Source organism: Micromonospora lutea, assembly GCF_016863535.1.
Classification (GTDB): Bacteria; Actinomycetota; Actinomycetes; order Mycobacteriales; family Micromonosporaceae; genus Micromonospora; species Micromonospora lutea.
This window is the reverse complement of the sequence record NZ_BOPB01000011.1, coordinates 119,618-133,575: the sequence shown is the minus strand read 5'-3', so window position 1 is coordinate 133,575 and position 13,958 is coordinate 119,618. Positions and strand designations below refer to the sequence as shown.

The window sequence follows — 13,958 nt, the reverse complement described above, 5'->3', positions numbered from 1 at the left end:
GGTGACGTGGGCGGGCTGGTCAGCGTGAGATGTGAGCTTGCGAGAGGAAGGTGGGACCGTGTCCGTACCGGTGATCGCGGGCCTGGGCACAGCCCATCCGCCCTCGGCTGACCAGCAGGAGTTGTGGGAGAAGTTCTTCTCCCAGCACTTCTCCGGTTCCACCCGCGCGCTGGCCGAGCGGATCTTCGCGCATTCCGGGGTGACTCGGCGGCAGGCGGCGGTCAACCCGTTGCTTGAGGACGTCTCCGATTGGCCGACCGAGCGCCGGATGCTCCGCTACCAGGTCGAGGCGTTGCCGTTGGGCAAGGAGGCGGCCGACCGGGCGCTGACCGCCGCCGGCTTGGACGCGGGTGACGTCGGCCTCTTCGTGGTGTGCTCCTGCACCGGGTACGCCACGCCGGGGCTGGACATTCTGCTCGCCCGGGACCTGGGCATGGCCAGGACCACCCAGCGGATGTTCGTCGGTCACATGGGCTGCTACGCGGCCCTGCCGGGGCTGGGCGCGGTGGGTGACTTCGTCACCGCTCGGGGCCGTCCCGCGCTGCTGCTCTGCGCCGAGCTGACCAGCCTGCACCTACAGCCTTCCACGGCCCGGATGGACACCCAGCAGATCGTCTCCCACGCGCTCTTCTCCGACGCCGCGGTCGCCGCCGTGGTCGTTCCCGACGGTCGGGGGTACGCGGTGCGTGAGGTCGCCTCGGTGACCGACACCTCGACCGCCGACCACATGACCTGGGACGTGACCGACACCGGGTTCCGGATGGGACTGTCACCGAAGGTGCCACAGGTGTTGTCGGCTCACGTCCAGGGCCTGGTCGACGAGGTACTGGACCGGCACGGCACCCGTCGGTCGGAGGTGGACGGCTGGGCCGTGCACCCGGGCGGCCCACGCATCCTCAACGTGGTGGAACGTGAGTTGGGGCTGGCGCCTGCGGCGTTGACGGCGTCCCGGGAGACGCTGAGCGAGCACGGGAACTGTTCCTCGCCGACGGTGCTGTTGATCCTCGACCGCCTGTTCCGGTCGGCACCGGCACCGCGCCGGGTGGTGATGATGGCCTTCGGGCCCGGCCTCACCCTCTATGCCGCCCTGCTGGAACGCCACGCCTGAGCTGGCGGCAGAGCTACCCTATCAACATGAACGTCGATGCCGATCGGTTGCGCGGGGTAGTGCTGGCCGCCGTCGGTGTGGCGGCGCTGACCCTCGGTGGTTGGTGGTGGCTGGTGCAGGCACCGCAGGCGTCGAGCGGCGGCGGTGCCGCGCCGGGCGGTTCGTCGGCTGCCACCTCCTGGCGCGAGGATCTGGCTACCGGCGAATTCGTGCGTGAGTTTCCCAGCGCCACGTCGTCCGTGCTCCTCGACGAGCGCACCGGTGCGGTGGTGGGGGTGAGTGGCGAGCCCGTGGAACCTGCCGGCTCCAGTCGATCGGGCGATGCCCGTGTCGGGGCCGAGTTGGTGTGGACCGAGTTGGCGAGGCTGAGCTCCGGTGGAGGGGTCGTCCGGCAGACCCGGATGGGCTCCGGCGAGCGACACCTGTTGCGCCTGCGCTGCACCGGTCCGGGTGAGTTGCTGGTCGCCGTCGACGGGGCGCGGTCGGCGGCACCGATGACCGTGGACTGCGACGGCGACCGGGTCGCCATGGAACTCACCGGCACCGGCGCTGCGGCGCGCTTGTCGTTCTCGCCCGCCGGGTCCGAGCCGGTCCAGGTCGAGGCCCGACTGATCGCCCTGCGTTGACGACTGTCGGTCGTTTCAGGGCGCGCGTCAATCGGCCAGCCGGGAGAGTTCGGCGTGGTAGTTGGTGATCGAGGCGACCTTGGGCACGATCAGGATGATCCGGCCGGTGCGGTCGGCGAGCAGGGCGGTCACGCCGTCCTGACTGGCCGGTACGTGCAGGAAGGCTCGCAGCCCGCCGGCGGGATCGGCCAGGGTCCGAACCTGGGTGCCGGCCGGTGCCGCCCGCGGCCGGGCACCGGCCACGGTGACCACGGTGACCCCGGGCGGCGCCGCCGTCGCCGCCTCAGCGACCTGGTCCGGGCAGGCGCAGCCGTCCACCAGCAGCACCACCACCGGCAGCAGCCCGCGCAGTGGCACCGGTGACTGCCCGCCGTCGACCAGGTCGAGCGCGGGTAGTGGGCGACCGGTCAGCAGAGCTGGTGCCGGGTCGGGAGTGCTGGTGCTCGGTCCGGTCCGACCATTCCTGGGCCAGGTGACGGCGGCCAGGCCGGCGATGGTGGTCAGCACCGCGACGACCAGCACGATCACCGGTTTGGCGGGCGGACGCCAGCGACGGTGGTGGTCCGCCGCTGCCCGCAGTTCCCGGCGGACCTGTTCGGCCTCGTCGGCCAGGGCCGCCAGGTTGTCCGGTATGACCACCCGACCCCACTCTGGTGGCAGGTCGGGCAGCCCGGGACCATCGGCGTCAGCCTTGCCCATTACGGACCCCCTGGAACGTCACGGGTGCGCGGACGCGGCGCCCCTCCAGCGTCCCGCACCGGGCCGGGTACCGCTACCGCTGCGCGCGTCGGGCTGCGGCGGGATACCATGGAACGGGTGCGTAGCCCTTGATCTCCAGCGGGTGTGTTGCAGGGCCTTGGCGCTTGCTCTCCCGGATCTCCACGTTCACGGCGGTGGTGTCCGGGGGGTCATCTCTAGGTTACTCAACGTGTTCGAATCATCGTCTGGGTGGTCTGTCAAGCCGAAGAAAGACCTCTCACAGGGCCCCTGAGCTGCGCCAACGGTCAGGACAGCGGTGAGACATCGGTGCCTGAGCGTGTTACCCTAGACACAGCGAAAGGGGTTTCGAACCTATGGTTTTCAGTGTCGGCGAGACCGTTGTTTACCCCCACCACGGGGCCGCACTCATCGAGGCAATCGAGACTCGGGTCATCAAGGGCGAGCCCAAGCAGTACCTCGTCCTGAGGGTCGCGCAGGGTGACCTGACGGTCCGGGTACCGGCCGAAAACGCCGAGATCGTGGGTGTGCGCGAGGTGGTGGGCGAAGAGGGCCTTGGCAAGGTCTTCGACGTTCTTCGGGCTCCGCACACCGAGGAGCCGACCAACTGGTCGCGGCGTTACAAGGCAAATCTGGAGAAGCTGGCCTCCGGCAACCCGCTGAAGGTGGCCGAGGTCGTCCGCGACCTGTGGCGTCGCGAGCGGGAGCGAGGGCTGTCCGCAGGCGAGAAGCGCATGCTCGCGAAGGCGCGTGACATCCTGGTCGGCGAGGTCGCGCTGGCCGAGAAGAGCACCAAGGACGAGGCGGAGACGCTGCTCGACAAGGTGCTGACCGAGGCCTAGTCCGCACAGCATCGTCGTACCCGATTCGTAGCGAACAAACCATCGAGGACCGCGACGTGACCGCGCAGCTCAATCCGTGCGGTGACGTCGCGGTCCTCGTGCCTGCGGCCGGTGCCGGCGTACGGCTCGGGCCCGGTCGCCCGAAGGCACTGCGGCTGCTGGCCGGTGAACCGCTGCTGGTACACGCGGTCCGCCGGTTGGCCGCGGCCCCCTCGGTGCACAGCATCGTGGTGGCGGCCCCGATCGCCGAGGTGGCGGGCGTGCGTGCACTGCTCGCGCCCATCGCGCCGGTGACGGTGGTGCCCGGTGGGGCGGAGCGGCAGGCCTCGGTAGCCGCCGCGCTCGCTGCGGTACCCGCCGGTCCCGAGATCGTCCTGGTGCACGATGCAGCCCGGGCGCTCACCCCGCCCGCGCTGGTCGAGTCGGTGGCCGCTGCGGTCCGGGCAGGCCACGAGGCGGTGATCCCGGTGCTGCCGGTCGTCGACACGATCAAGGAGGTCGACACGGATGAGATGGTGCGCGGCACTGTCGACCGGGGCGCACTGCGTGCGGTGCAGACCCCCCAGGGATTCCGCCGGGCGGTGCTGACCGCCGCGCACGCCGCTGCCGTCGACGCGCTCACCGACGATGCCGGGCTGGTGGAGAAGCAGGGCGTACCGGTGCACTGCGTGCCCGGTTCGGAGCACGCTCTGAAGATCACCAGGCCGTTCGACCTGGCGCTCGCCGAGCATCTGCTGGCGACAGCGCCCTAGCGCGTACCCTCGAAACATGATCGTTCCTCGGGTGGCCATCGGGACGGACGTGCACGCCTTCGAGGCTGGCCGGCCCTGCTGGGTGGCCGGTCTGCACTGGCCGGAGCAGGACGGGCTGGCCGGGCACTCGGACGCGGACGTGGCCGCGCACGCCGCCTGCAACGCGTTGCTCTCCGCCGCCGGGCTCGGCGATCTGGGGGCCAACTTCGGGGTGGGGCAGCCCGAATGGGCCGGGGCGAGCGGGGTGGCCCTGCTCACCGAGTCGGCCCACCGGGTGCGCTCCGCCGGTTTCGCCATCGGCAACGTGTCGGTGCAGGTGGTGGGGAACCGCCCGAAGATCGGGCCGCGTCGGGACGAGGCTCAGCGGGTGCTGTCGGAGGCCGTCGGGGCACCGGTCACCGTCTCCGCCGCCACCACCGATGGCCTGGGCTTCACCGGTCGTGGTGAAGGGCTCGCCGGGATCGCCGTCGCCCTGGTGTACGAGCAGCCGAGCGCCTAGGCTCGCCGCGATGTCCTCCGACGTCCCCACCGACCCGCCCGCCGCCGACGGCTATCTCGAACGTGCCACGCTCCTCGCCGAGTTGGGCCGCTACGACGAGGCCGTGGCCGAGCTGGGATTCGCCATGGCTCTCGACCCGGCCGATGCCACGGTGTCCACGATGCTGGCCCGGGTGCAGCTCGCGGCCGGCCGACCGGCCGAGGCGCTCGCCGCCGCCGAGGCGGCGGTGGCCACCGCGCCGGGGCAGGTGCCCGCGCTGGTCGCTCGGGGGTTGGCCCTCGGTGACCTCGAACGGTACGCCGAGGCTGCCCGTACCGCCGACGAGATCCTGGCCCTGGGGCCGGCGGACGCGTACGCCCAGCGCAGCGCGGCGGCGATCCTGGCCGGTTCCCGCAACGGACAGCCGGCGTTGAACGCGGCCTGGCGCGGGGTGGAACTGGCCCCCGAGGAGCCGCAGGGCCACCTGGTGCTGGGCCTGGTCGCGGCCAACATGCAGATGTTCGACCTGGCGGAGCGGGCCTACCGGGAGGCGCTTCGGCTGGACCCGCGACTCGCGGAGGCGGGCGACGACGTCGGGGTGCTGCGGCTGGAGCAGCGACGGTGGAGCAGCGCGCTGGAGCGACTGGCCGAAGCGGCGGTGGCGAGCCTGCCCCCGACCGATCCACGCCGGGTCGACGAGGTGCCGGACGAGGCTGACGACGATCCGAACCGCCTGGGGACCGCCCAGGACGAGCCGGACCGCCCGGCTGCGGGCCACATCGACGGGAACCGGCCGGCCGACGGGCCGGAGAAACGGCCGAGCTGGCCGACGCAGGACGGAGAACTGCCCGGCGGTGGGCAGCCGCCCGGCCGCGCCGGAGACCCGGAGCAGGTCGGGCGTGGCGGAGCATGGCCGGCTGTGCCGGAGCAGATCGGCAGCGGGCCGGTCGTCACGCGCCAGCCGGTGCCCGTGGCGCTGCGGCAGTTCGTGCTGTGGGGATCCGGGTGGTCGCTGGTTGCCGCTATCGTGGTCGCCTGTTCGACCGCGACCGGTTCCGGATTCTCCCGACTGATGGCGGTGGCGGCGGCTGCTGGCGGTGGCGTCGTGCTCCGGCAGCACGCGTCCCGGCTGCCGGGGCTGAGTCGGACCGTCCTGCCGGTGCTGCGGCGGACCGATCGTCCGCTCGCTCTGGCCGTGTACGCCGCGGTGGCCGCACCTGCGCTGCTCCTGCTCTACGCCCTGCTCGGCACCGCGTGGCCACTGGTCCTCGCCATCGCGATCGCCACCGCCGCCCGCCTGGCGATCATCGGCAGACCGGTGGCCTGAACGCCGCGCCGTGGACCACTACGCGGGGTGCCGCTGGGAGCCCGCGCCCTAGGGGCGGCGGGCCCAGGTCCAGGCGTACGCGTCGTCTTCGCACTCGGCCGCCGCGTCGCAGAGGTCGAGTGGGCGGAAGGTGTCGACCATGACCGCCAGTTCGTCGAAGAAGTCCACCCCGATGGAGCGTTCCGCCGCGCCCGGCTGCGGTCCGTGCGTGAAGCCGGACGGGTGCAGCGAGATGGAGCCCTGCTCGATGCCGGAGCCGCGCCGCGCCTCGTAGTTGCCGCCGGTGTAGAAGAGCATCTCGTCGGAGTCGACGTTGTGGTGGTGGTACGGCACCGGAATGGCGTCCGGGTGGTAGTCGACCTTGCGCGGCACGAACGAGCAGATCACGAAGTTCGGGCCGGCGAAGGTCTGGTGGACCGGTGGCGGCTGATGGATCCGGCCGGTGATCGGCTCGAAGTCGTGGATGGAGAAGGCCCACGGGTAGAGGTGCCCGTCCCACCCGACCACGTCGAACGGGTGGTTGGCGAAAACATGTCGCGTCCACACAGTGCCGTCACCACCCGCGCGTGCCGCCCGGGACCGATGGCGGACCAGCACCTCGACGTCGGTGTCGTCGACCAGCAGCGGGGCGTCCGGCCCCCGGACGTCGCGCTCGCAGTACGGCGAGTGTTCCAGGAACTGACCGCGTACGGAGAGGTAGCGCTTCGGCGGACCGATGTGCCCGGACGCCTCCACGGCGAGCAGCCGGGTCGGGGCGTCACCGGTGGGTACCAGGCGGTGCACGGTCGAGGTCGGGATGATCACGTAGTCGCCGGCCACCGCGTCGAGCACACCGAACGTCGACTCGACCCGCAGACTGCCCGCCTCGATGTAGAGGCAGTGGTCGCCGGTGGCGTCGCGGAACAGCGGGGACGGACGGTCGGCCAGCACGTAGGCGATCCGCACGTCGTCGTTGGCGAGCAGGTACCGCCGGCCGAGGATCGGGTCCGCACCGGTCCCGTCGAGCTTGTGCGTGCGCAGGTGCCGGGGCTTGAGCGGCAGGTTCGGCACCCGGGTCATGACCGGCGGGGTGAACTCCTCGGCGGCGACGATCGCGGTCGGGGCGTACCGGTGGTAGAGCAGCGAGGAGTCGGAGGAGAAGCCTTCCTGGCCCATCAGCTCCTCGGTGTAGAGACTGCCGTCCGGCTGCCGGAACTGGGTGTGGCGCTTGCGTGGCAGCTCGCCGACGCTGCGGTAGTACGGCATCTCGCCTCCCGGTCCGCTGTGCGTCCGATAATCGGACGCTGTTGTCCGCTTCTTGAAGCGTCCCGTACATTCTTGTCTCGTGTCAACGCAGCTGCCCACTCTTGTCGCTGGCCTGGTCGACGACGCCGCAGTCTTTCCGCCGGGCAGCGCGCCGCTGCCCGACGCCGTCCACGCCCACCGACGGCACCGCACCGCGTGGTACGCCGACCTGGTCGGCCCGTTGCTGCTGCCCGCTTCCACGATCACCACGGGCGACCTGAGCCCTCTGGTTAACCCTGCGGAGAACTTCGCGATCGGGCTGATCGGCGACACCGGAGTCGACCGGCTGCCCTTCGCGTTGTCGTTCCTGCCCCCGCTCGGAGTGACGGCACGGCAGATCGAGGTGGCGGTCGCCCGCCGGGGCGAGGATTCGCAGCCTGGACTGACCGAGCTGGTGAAGCTCGCCGAGCGGCTGGACGATGTCCCCGTCTACGCGGAGATCCCGCTCACCTTCGGGCTGATGGGCGCGCTCGACACCCTCGCCGAGGCGCGTGCCGCCGGGGTGCCGGTCGCCGCCAAGTTCCGTACCGGTGGGCTGGCCGCCGAACTGTTCCCGACGCCAGCCGAGCTGGCCGCCGTGATCTGCGCCTGCCGGGACCGGGAACTGCCGTTCAAGCTGACCGCCGGGCTGCACCATGCGGTGCGGCACGTGGACCCGGAGACCGGCTTCGCCCACCACGGATTCGGCAACGTGCTCGCCGCGACCCTGGCCGCCGCCGACGGGGCGAACGTCGCTGCCGTCGCGGAACTGCTCACCGTCCGCGACGAGCGGCCGCTGGTGCAGGCGGTTGCCGGGCGACACGACTCGGCGCGCCCGCTGTGGGTGGGGTTCGGGTCGTGCAGCATCGTGGAACCACTTACCGATCTGATCCGGCTGGGGCTGGTGAACGGAGGCTTCAAAGCATGAGTGAGCGTCAGCCGGCGAGTTGGGTTCCGGGTGTGGCAGGGTCCGGGTACGACGTGCACCACCTGCCGTACGGGGTTTTCCGGGTGGGCGACGACGAGCCGCGCATCGGCGTACGTGTCGGGGATCTTGTGTTGGACCTGGCTGGTGCGGAGGCTGCCGAACTGGTGCTGGCTGGCGGGGCGTTGCGCCGGCCGACGCTCAACGCGTTCCTGGCGCTCGGTCGTCCGCAGTGGACCGGGGTGCGGGACCGGATCACCGAGCTGCTCACTGATCCGACGCATCGGACGGCGGTGGAGCCGCTGCTGGTGCCCTTGGCGCAGGTGCGGATGGAGCTGCCTTTCGAGGTCGCCGACTACGTCGATTTCTACTCCTCGGAGCACCACGCGTCGAACGTCGGTCTGATCTTCCGTCCCGGCCAGCCTCCGCTGCTGCCGAACTGGAAACACCTGCCGATCGGGTACCACGGCCGGGCAGGCACGGTGGTGGTCTCCGGCACGCCTGTGGTACGGCCACAGGGGCAGCGGCCCAGCCCCGAGGGGCCGACCTTCGGCCCGTCGGCGCGCCTGGACATCGAGGCCGAGGTCGGGTTCGTGGTCGGTGTGCCGAGTCCGCTCGGCCGCCGGGTGGCTGCCGCTGACTTCGCCGACCACGTCTTCGGCGTCGTGTTGGTCAACGACTGGTCGGCGCGGGACATCCAGGCATGGGAGTACCAACCGCTCGGACCGTTCCTGGGCAAGTCGTTCGCCACCTCAGTCGCCGCCTGGGTCACCCCGCTGGACGCGCTGCGGCACGCCTTCGTGGCCGGCCCGGTGCAGGATCCGCCGGTGGCCGACTACCTGCGGGATGAGCCGCATCTGGGGCTGGACCTGCGGCTGAGGGTGATCTGGAACGGGGAACCGGTCAGTGAGCCGCCCTTCGCCGGAATGTACTGGACGCCCGCTCAGCAACTGGCCCACCTGACCGTCAACGGTGCGTCGCTGCGCACTGGCGACCTCTACGCCTCCGGAACCGTTTCGGGCCCTCGCCGCGACCAGGTCGGATCGCTGCTGGAACTCAGCTGGGGAGGCAGCGAACCGGTCACCGTTGGCGGGACGGAACGCACCTTCCTCGCTGACGGTGACACGGTGACGATCACCGCCACCGCACCCGGTCCGGACGGCACCATGCTCACGTTGGGCGAGGTCACGGGCATGATCCTGCCGTCGAAGTGACCTGAACCCGACACCGGCCCTTGATCGCACAGCGGGTGCGATCAAGGGCCGTGTCCGTCTTCGTTGATCGCCTCGGAATTCCGTCGCCATGCCGCGCCGGACCGGCCGGTGCCCCCCTTTCCGGCCGGTCCGGCCCTGGCTGGCGCAACGTCGAGACTGAGGGAGATGACGACGATGCACGATCTCGTGGACGCGGTCTGGCGCACCAGCAGCCGCTCCAACGACCAGGGCCTCTGCGTGGAGGTGGCCGACAATCTGGCCCGTGTCCACGGGGTGGTGGGCATACGCGACTCGAAGGACCAGGCCGGACCGGTGCTGGTGGTCAGCCCGTCGGGCTGGACCTCGTTCGTCGACGCGATCCGGGCCGGCCGGTTCGTCGGTTGATGCCACGGGGTCTCCGGCGGGGGTTTCTCCGTTCGGGGACCCCGAGTGACGCTCACGGGGCGTACCGTCGCGACGCCACGGGAGGTGGCATGTCGACTGTTGCGGTCACCGGTCTGGTCGCGGCACCCGCGGCCGAGTTGTGGCGGGTGCTCACCGATCTGTCCCGGCCACGGTCCGACGGTCGGCCGGTGCGACCGCTGACATCGGGCACCTTCGGCCCGGGCACGGCCTGGCGCGAGAACCGGACCCGACCGGACGGCGGCACGGCGACCGAGGAATTCGTCGTGCTGGCCGCCGAGCCACCCCGGCGGCTGGTCCTCGGCTCACCTGGTGAGGGCGTCGACTACCGGATCACCTGGTCCCTGCACGATGTCCGTCGTCGGGGGCGTCGGCACACCTCGGTGACGATCACCGTACGCGCCCAGCCAGCCGCAGCGGCCGGCCGGGCGCTGGCATTCCTGCTTGGCGGCCTGGCCGTGCGAGCGGCCGAGCAGGTGCTGCGACAGGATCTCGCCGTGCTGGCCGCGGAGGCAGGTGCCTGCCCCGCGCAGGCCGTCAGCGCGGCCCGGTGAACGTTTCTGGACACCGCACTGGTTTCAGCGCATCGCCAACACCGCTGCTCCCGCCCGCCCCACCGCCGTTTCCGCTCCGGCACCGGTGAGACCGCCGCCCTTGTCACCCAGGGGCGGGGGCGGCTCCGGAGAACGCTGGGTAGGGTGCCGGGCGGAGGTGCGGCATGGGGTGGGCAGATCGGCGGCGGATCATGGCGGCGGGGACGGCGATGGCTGTCGCCGCGACCGTCGGGGTCATCGCGTACCGGGTGCTGGCACCGGCCGAGGTGAGCACTCCTGCCCGGGGCGACTACCCGGCACGGAGCGTTCCGGCCGCCGGGGTGACCGGTCGCTTGCCGGTCGCGCCGCTGATCGTCGACGGCCGGCTGCGGGTGTACGCCGCGCCTCGGCAGGTGTACGCCGACCAGCCAATCGACGGTCGTAGCCGGCGCACCCCGTACTGGTCCTTCCGACGCTGGCCGGCGAGCCTGGACGCGGTGGTGGCGAGCGGGACGACGGTGGTGAGCCGCTGGTCGGACGGGCAGTTGGTGGCGCTCGACGCGCGCACCGGTCAGGTCGCCTGGCGGGCGGACGGACCGGAGCCGGCGTCGGCGCGTGCGACGCGGCGCACCGGCACGGCCGTCGTCTGGCGGCCGAGTGGGCTCTCGGTGAGCACCACCACCGACGGTCGCCCCGTGATCGTCACCTCCGGCGACGCTGAGGTTCGGGCGGTCGACCTGGCTGACGGTGGGCAACTGTGGCGAGCGACGGTGGGTTCCGGCTGCCGCGAGTCCGTCGGTACCGACACCGGCGGGCGGCTGCTGACCGTGGACGACTGCGACGGGCCGGCGGTGATCGAGTTTCGGGACGTCGCGACCGGCGTGGTGACGGCCCGATGGCGACCGTTGGGCGCCGGCGACGAGCTGACGGCCACGTTGATCGGCTGCGGGCCGGGCGGCGTCGGCTGCGCTGCCCTGCGGACCGCGGGGCCCGGGGACGCTGTCGCTCGGGGTTGGTTGCTCGGCCCGGAAGAGCCGGTCCAGACGCCGACACTGGACGGACCCGGTACCGAACTCGTCGACGACACGACGGTGGGCATGGTCGACGGGGTTCTCGTCGGTCGGGCTGTCCTCGACGGGGGGCAACGCTGGCAGATCGAGGTCGGTCCGGGCCGGGTGATCGCCGTCCAGCCCGGCCGGGTACATGTGCTGACCGAGGCGAACGAACTCGTCACGCTGGACCCGGCCAGCGGCGCCGAGCTGTCCAGGTTCGTCCTCGACATCGGCGCCGACGGCACCGGATGGGCAGCGGGTGACGCGTACGCCGCCGACGGCTACGTGGTGGTGGAACGGCTGCGCAGACCGGTCGACCCTGACGGTGACGACCAGCGGTACTACCTCACCGCCGAGTCACTCATCGTGGCGGCAACCTGACGGCCGAGGTGCGTGGTCAACTCGACAAAACGGACAATAGTTACTTATAGTCCCATCGTGCGCTTCCTGGTAGCCCTGACGGGCGTGATCGTCGTCCTTGCCGCCGCCGCTCCGGTGGAGGCCGCCGTCGCCCCGGCCGGGCGAACCGTTAGGTTGACCAAAACTGTGGGGGTCGACATCACGGTGCCGGCGGCCGTGAACCTCGGCACCGCCTTCACCGGCGGGGTACTGACCGGGTCGCTGGGTCGGGTCGAGGTGACGGACGTCCGTGGCCCGACCAACCCGAACACCTGGGTGGCGACCGTCTCTGCCACCATCTTCACCACTGGCGCGGGTGGGCCGCAGCGGACCATCTCCAACGCCTCGATTTCCTACTGGTCGGGACCGGCCGTGCAGAGCACCGGCGGTGGCACGCTGGTACCCGGCCAGCTCACTCAGGCGCAGGCGGTGACGCTGAACGTGACCCGGGAGGCGTTCCGCAAGACCGCAGGCAACGGCAACAACCGGGTCGCGTGGAGCCCGAGCGTCCGCATCGTGGTGCCCAACGGGATCATCGGCGGCGTCTACCAGGGCACAATCACCCACTCCGTAGCCTGATGGGTTATTTGTCTAGAAAGCTGCTGCTCGGGCTGACTGTCCGCTTTAGCGTCGTCGGCATGAGGAAGCCACTTCTTACCCTGACCGCCGCCGCGGCCACCTTGGTCGCCATGGCGGCTCCCGCCGTCGCCGCACCGTCCGGCGACACCATCGTGACCTTCACGGTCTCCACCGCCAACCTGGACATCGCCGTCCCACCGGCGGTGAACCTCGGAGCGGTGTTCTCCGGCTCCACCATCTCCGGTGAACTCGGCAACGTCACGGTCACCGACAGCCGGGCGGCGCTCAGCGCCACCTGGACGACCACGGTTACCAGCAGCGCGTTCACCACCGGCGGTGGCACACCCGAGGAGACGATCCTGCCGAACCTCGTCGAGTACTGGTCCGGCGGGGCGATCTCGACGACCGGTACCGGCACCTTCGTCCCCGGCCAGCCCACCCAGGCCGACGCGGTGACCCTGAACGTGCCGAGGGTCGCGTTCTCCAAGACCTCCGGCTCCGGCAACAACTCCGCAACCTGGGCACCGGACATCCGGATCACCATCCCCGGCGGTGCGGTCGGCGGCACCTACACGGGGGTGATCACCCATTCGGTGGCATGACCGCGTCAGCGCCCTCGCCCTGGCCGTGACCGTCCTGGTCACGGCCGGGGTGCCGGCGTCGACCGCATCCGGGGCGGTGCCGGCGTCCCGGGCGGTGACACGCGTCGAACCGGCTCCGCCCGATGCCGTCGATCGGCCGGTGGCCGACCGCAGGGACGGCCGATCCAGGTCGCCGGAGCCGAGCGGCAGCGCGTCGCCGAGCCCGAGCGGCCCAGCGGTTTCGGTCGGGATTCGCCTGCTGGACGCGCCGGTGAACCGGCGCGACGACAGCCGGGCGCACAAGTACATCGTCGACCACGTCAAACCCGGCACCACGATCAAGCGACGCATCGTGGTGGAGAACTCCTCACCGGTGCAGCGCAAGGTCGCGCTCTACGCCGCGGCTGCGGCAGTTGCGGAGCAGGGCTTCGTCATCGCCCCGGACCGGACCGAGAACGAACTGAGCAGCTGGATCCGGGTGGAGCCCGGTGAGGAGGCGCTCGCCGCCGGTGAAGAGGTGGAGGCGCTGGTCACCATCCGGGTGCCGCGCGACGCCGAGGCCGGCGAGCGGTACGCCGTCGTATGGGGCGAGATCTCCGGTACGGACGGTCAGCAGATCCAAAACGTGGGGCGGGCCGGCATCCGGGTCTACCTGTCGGTGGGGCCGGGTGGTGAGCCGCCGTCCGGCTTCGAGATCGGGCCGCTGACCGGCCTGCGGGAACCCGACGGCACACCGGTGGTGACGACCGAGGTGCGCAACACCGGTCAGCGGGCCCTCGATCTGGCCGGCGAACTCCGGCTCACCGACGGGCCGGGCGGTCTGTCCGCCGATCCGGTCCGGGTCGAGGCGGCGACGTTGCCCCTGGGGGGCAGCACCACCGTCCGGGTCGTGCTGGATCACCGGCTGCCGGACGGAACCTGGACGGCAAAGCTCGACCTGGCCAGCGGCTGGACCAGACGCAGCGCGAGCGGCACGGTGAGCTTCGGCGGCGCGACCGTGCCGGCGGCGGTGCACACGGACCGGTCGAGCGCGGTGCTGGCCGGCGGGCTGGTCGCCTCAGGGCTGGTGCTGGCGGTGCTGTTCGGTTTTGCGTACCGACGGCGGGCACAACAGCGGCTGCCGATACCGCAGGAGTAGAGACTCCGGGCCGGTCCGCTGG

General features: G+C 71.4%; 15 protein-coding genes and 1 pseudogene. 14 read left to right on the top strand and 2 right to left on the bottom strand.

Translation table 11 applies throughout. The features are described from left to right. Positions 1-58 precede the first annotated feature (58 nt). Together Vlu01_RS12085 and Vlu01_RS12080 are read left to right on the top strand one after the other, a co-directional pair. The gene (locus Vlu01_RS12085; RefSeq protein ID WP_203997811.1) at positions 59-1,108 is read left to right on the top strand and encodes a type III polyketide synthase; all 1,050 of its coding nucleotides are present in this window, start codon (positions 59-61) and stop codon (positions 1,106-1,108) included. A gap of 26 nt (positions 1,109-1,134) precedes the next feature. After that, positions 1,135-1,734, top strand: a complete 600-nt coding sequence (locus Vlu01_RS12080) for a hypothetical protein (RefSeq protein ID WP_203997808.1) — start codon at positions 1,135-1,137, stop codon at positions 1,732-1,734. A 27-nt stretch (positions 1,735-1,761) separates the two neighbouring features. On the opposite strand, the gene Vlu01_RS12075 is transcribed toward Vlu01_RS12080, so the two are convergent. Next, positions 1,762-2,433 (bottom strand): hypothetical protein, encoded by a 672-nt coding sequence (locus Vlu01_RS12075; protein WP_203997805.1) that lies wholly within the window; start codon positions 2,431-2,433, stop codon positions 1,762-1,764. Positions 2,434-2,807: 374 nt separating this feature from the next. Here Vlu01_RS12075 and Vlu01_RS12070 point away from each other — a divergent pair, with 374 nt between their 5' ends. The 4 genes and pseudogenes from Vlu01_RS12070 to Vlu01_RS27540 form a co-directional block, all read left to right on the top strand. Continuing rightward, the gene (locus Vlu01_RS12070; protein ID WP_007073334.1) at positions 2,808-3,293 is read left to right on the top strand and encodes a CarD family transcriptional regulator; all 486 of its coding nucleotides are present in this window, start codon (positions 2,808-2,810) and stop codon (positions 3,291-3,293) included. Between the two features lie 56 nt (positions 3,294-3,349). Next, entirely contained in the window at positions 3,350-4,045 is a 696-nt protein-coding gene (gene ispD, locus Vlu01_RS12065; protein WP_203997802.1) for a 2-C-methyl-D-erythritol 4-phosphate cytidylyltransferase, read from the top strand. A 16-nt stretch (positions 4,046-4,061) separates the two neighbouring features. After that, entirely contained in the window at positions 4,062-4,544 is a 483-nt protein-coding gene (gene ispF / locus Vlu01_RS12060) for a 2-C-methyl-D-erythritol 2,4-cyclodiphosphate synthase (RefSeq protein WP_203997799.1), read from the top strand. Positions 4,545-4,554: 10 nt separating this feature from the next. Beyond that, positions 4,555-5,226 (top strand): annotated as a pseudogene (locus Vlu01_RS27540) (tetratricopeptide repeat protein); the annotation flags it as partial. A 672-nt stretch (positions 5,227-5,898) separates the two neighbouring features. On the opposite strand, the gene Vlu01_RS12050 reads toward Vlu01_RS27540, so the two are convergent. After that, the gene (locus Vlu01_RS12050) at positions 5,899-7,095 is read right to left on the bottom strand and encodes a homogentisate 1,2-dioxygenase (protein WP_203997794.1); all 1,197 of its coding nucleotides are present in this window, start codon (positions 7,093-7,095) and stop codon (positions 5,899-5,901) included. 79 nt (positions 7,096-7,174) lie between these two features. Here Vlu01_RS12050 and Vlu01_RS12045 point away from each other — a divergent pair, with 79 nt between their 5' ends. The 8 genes from Vlu01_RS12045 to Vlu01_RS12010 all read left to right on the top strand — a co-directional run bounded on the left by Vlu01_RS12045 (position 7,175) and on the right by Vlu01_RS12010 (position 13,936). Then, a complete protein-coding gene (locus Vlu01_RS12045) occupies positions 7,175-8,041 on the top strand; it encodes a hypothetical protein (RefSeq protein WP_203997791.1) in 867 nt (288 codons plus the stop codon). Then, positions 8,038-9,252, top strand: coding sequence for a fumarylacetoacetase (gene fahA / locus Vlu01_RS12040; protein ID WP_203997788.1), 1,215 nt, complete (start codon positions 8,038-8,040; stop codon positions 9,250-9,252). Before Vlu01_RS12045 ends, fahA begins: the two co-directional genes overlap by 4 nt. A 174-nt stretch (positions 9,253-9,426) precedes the next feature. Then, complete coding sequence (locus Vlu01_RS12035) at positions 9,427-9,636, top strand: DUF397 domain-containing protein (RefSeq protein ID WP_203998244.1); 210 nt, start codon at positions 9,427-9,429, stop codon at positions 9,634-9,636. A gap of 89 nt (positions 9,637-9,725) precedes the next feature. After that, positions 9,726-10,208, top strand: coding sequence for an SRPBCC family protein (locus Vlu01_RS12030; RefSeq protein ID WP_203997784.1), 483 nt, complete (start codon positions 9,726-9,728; stop codon positions 10,206-10,208). Positions 10,209-10,372: 164 nt separating this feature from the next. Then, positions 10,373-11,620 carry an outer membrane protein assembly factor BamB family protein gene (locus tag Vlu01_RS12025; protein ID WP_203997783.1) on the top strand — a complete coding sequence of 416 codons (1,248 nt, stop codon included), beginning with the start codon at positions 10,373-10,375 and terminating at the stop codon, positions 11,618-11,620. Between the two features lie 57 nt (positions 11,621-11,677). Next, positions 11,678-12,217, top strand: a complete 540-nt coding sequence (locus Vlu01_RS12020; protein WP_239095854.1) for a hypothetical protein — start codon at positions 11,678-11,680, stop codon at positions 12,215-12,217. Positions 12,218-12,276: 59 nt separating this feature from the next. Next, positions 12,277-12,819: a hypothetical protein gene (locus Vlu01_RS12015; RefSeq protein WP_203997780.1), complete on the top strand. Its 543-nt coding sequence runs from the start codon at positions 12,277-12,279 to the stop codon at positions 12,817-12,819. 250 nt (positions 12,820-13,069) lie between these two features. Beyond that, the gene (locus tag Vlu01_RS12010; protein WP_239095853.1) at positions 13,070-13,936 is read left to right on the top strand and encodes a COG1361 family protein; all 867 of its coding nucleotides are present in this window, start codon (positions 13,070-13,072) and stop codon (positions 13,934-13,936) included. Positions 13,937-13,958 lie beyond the last annotated feature (22 nt).

Bases quoted from the DNA above. Each gene is read 5' to 3' on its own strand.
- Vlu01_RS12015 (WP_203997780.1), top strand. From the start codon at position 12,277: ATGAGGAAGCCACTTCTTACCCTGACCGCCGCCGCGGCCACCTTGGTC.
- Vlu01_RS12075 (WP_203997805.1), bottom strand. From the start codon at position 2,433: ATGGGCAAGGCTGACGCCGATGGTCCCGGGCTGCCCGACCTGCCACCA.
- Vlu01_RS12025 (WP_203997783.1), top strand. From the start codon at position 10,373: ATGGGGTGGGCAGATCGGCGGCGGATCATGGCGGCGGGGACGGCGATG.
- Vlu01_RS12080 (WP_203997808.1), top strand. From the start codon at position 1,135: ATGAACGTCGATGCCGATCGGTTGCGCGGGGTAGTGCTGGCCGCCGTC.
- ispF (WP_203997799.1), top strand. From the start codon at position 4,062: ATGATCGTTCCTCGGGTGGCCATCGGGACGGACGTGCACGCCTTCGAG.
- fahA (WP_203997788.1), top strand. From the start codon at position 8,038: ATGAGTGAGCGTCAGCCGGCGAGTTGGGTTCCGGGTGTGGCAGGGTCC.
- Vlu01_RS12070 (WP_007073334.1), top strand. From the start codon at position 2,808: ATGGTTTTCAGTGTCGGCGAGACCGTTGTTTACCCCCACCACGGGGCC.
- Vlu01_RS12050 (WP_203997794.1), bottom strand. From the start codon at position 7,095: ATGCCGTACTACCGCAGCGTCGGCGAGCTGCCACGCAAGCGCCACACC.
- Vlu01_RS12035 (WP_203998244.1), top strand. From the start codon at position 9,427: ATGCACGATCTCGTGGACGCGGTCTGGCGCACCAGCAGCCGCTCCAAC.
- Vlu01_RS12030 (WP_203997784.1), top strand. From the start codon at position 9,726: ATGTCGACTGTTGCGGTCACCGGTCTGGTCGCGGCACCCGCGGCCGAG.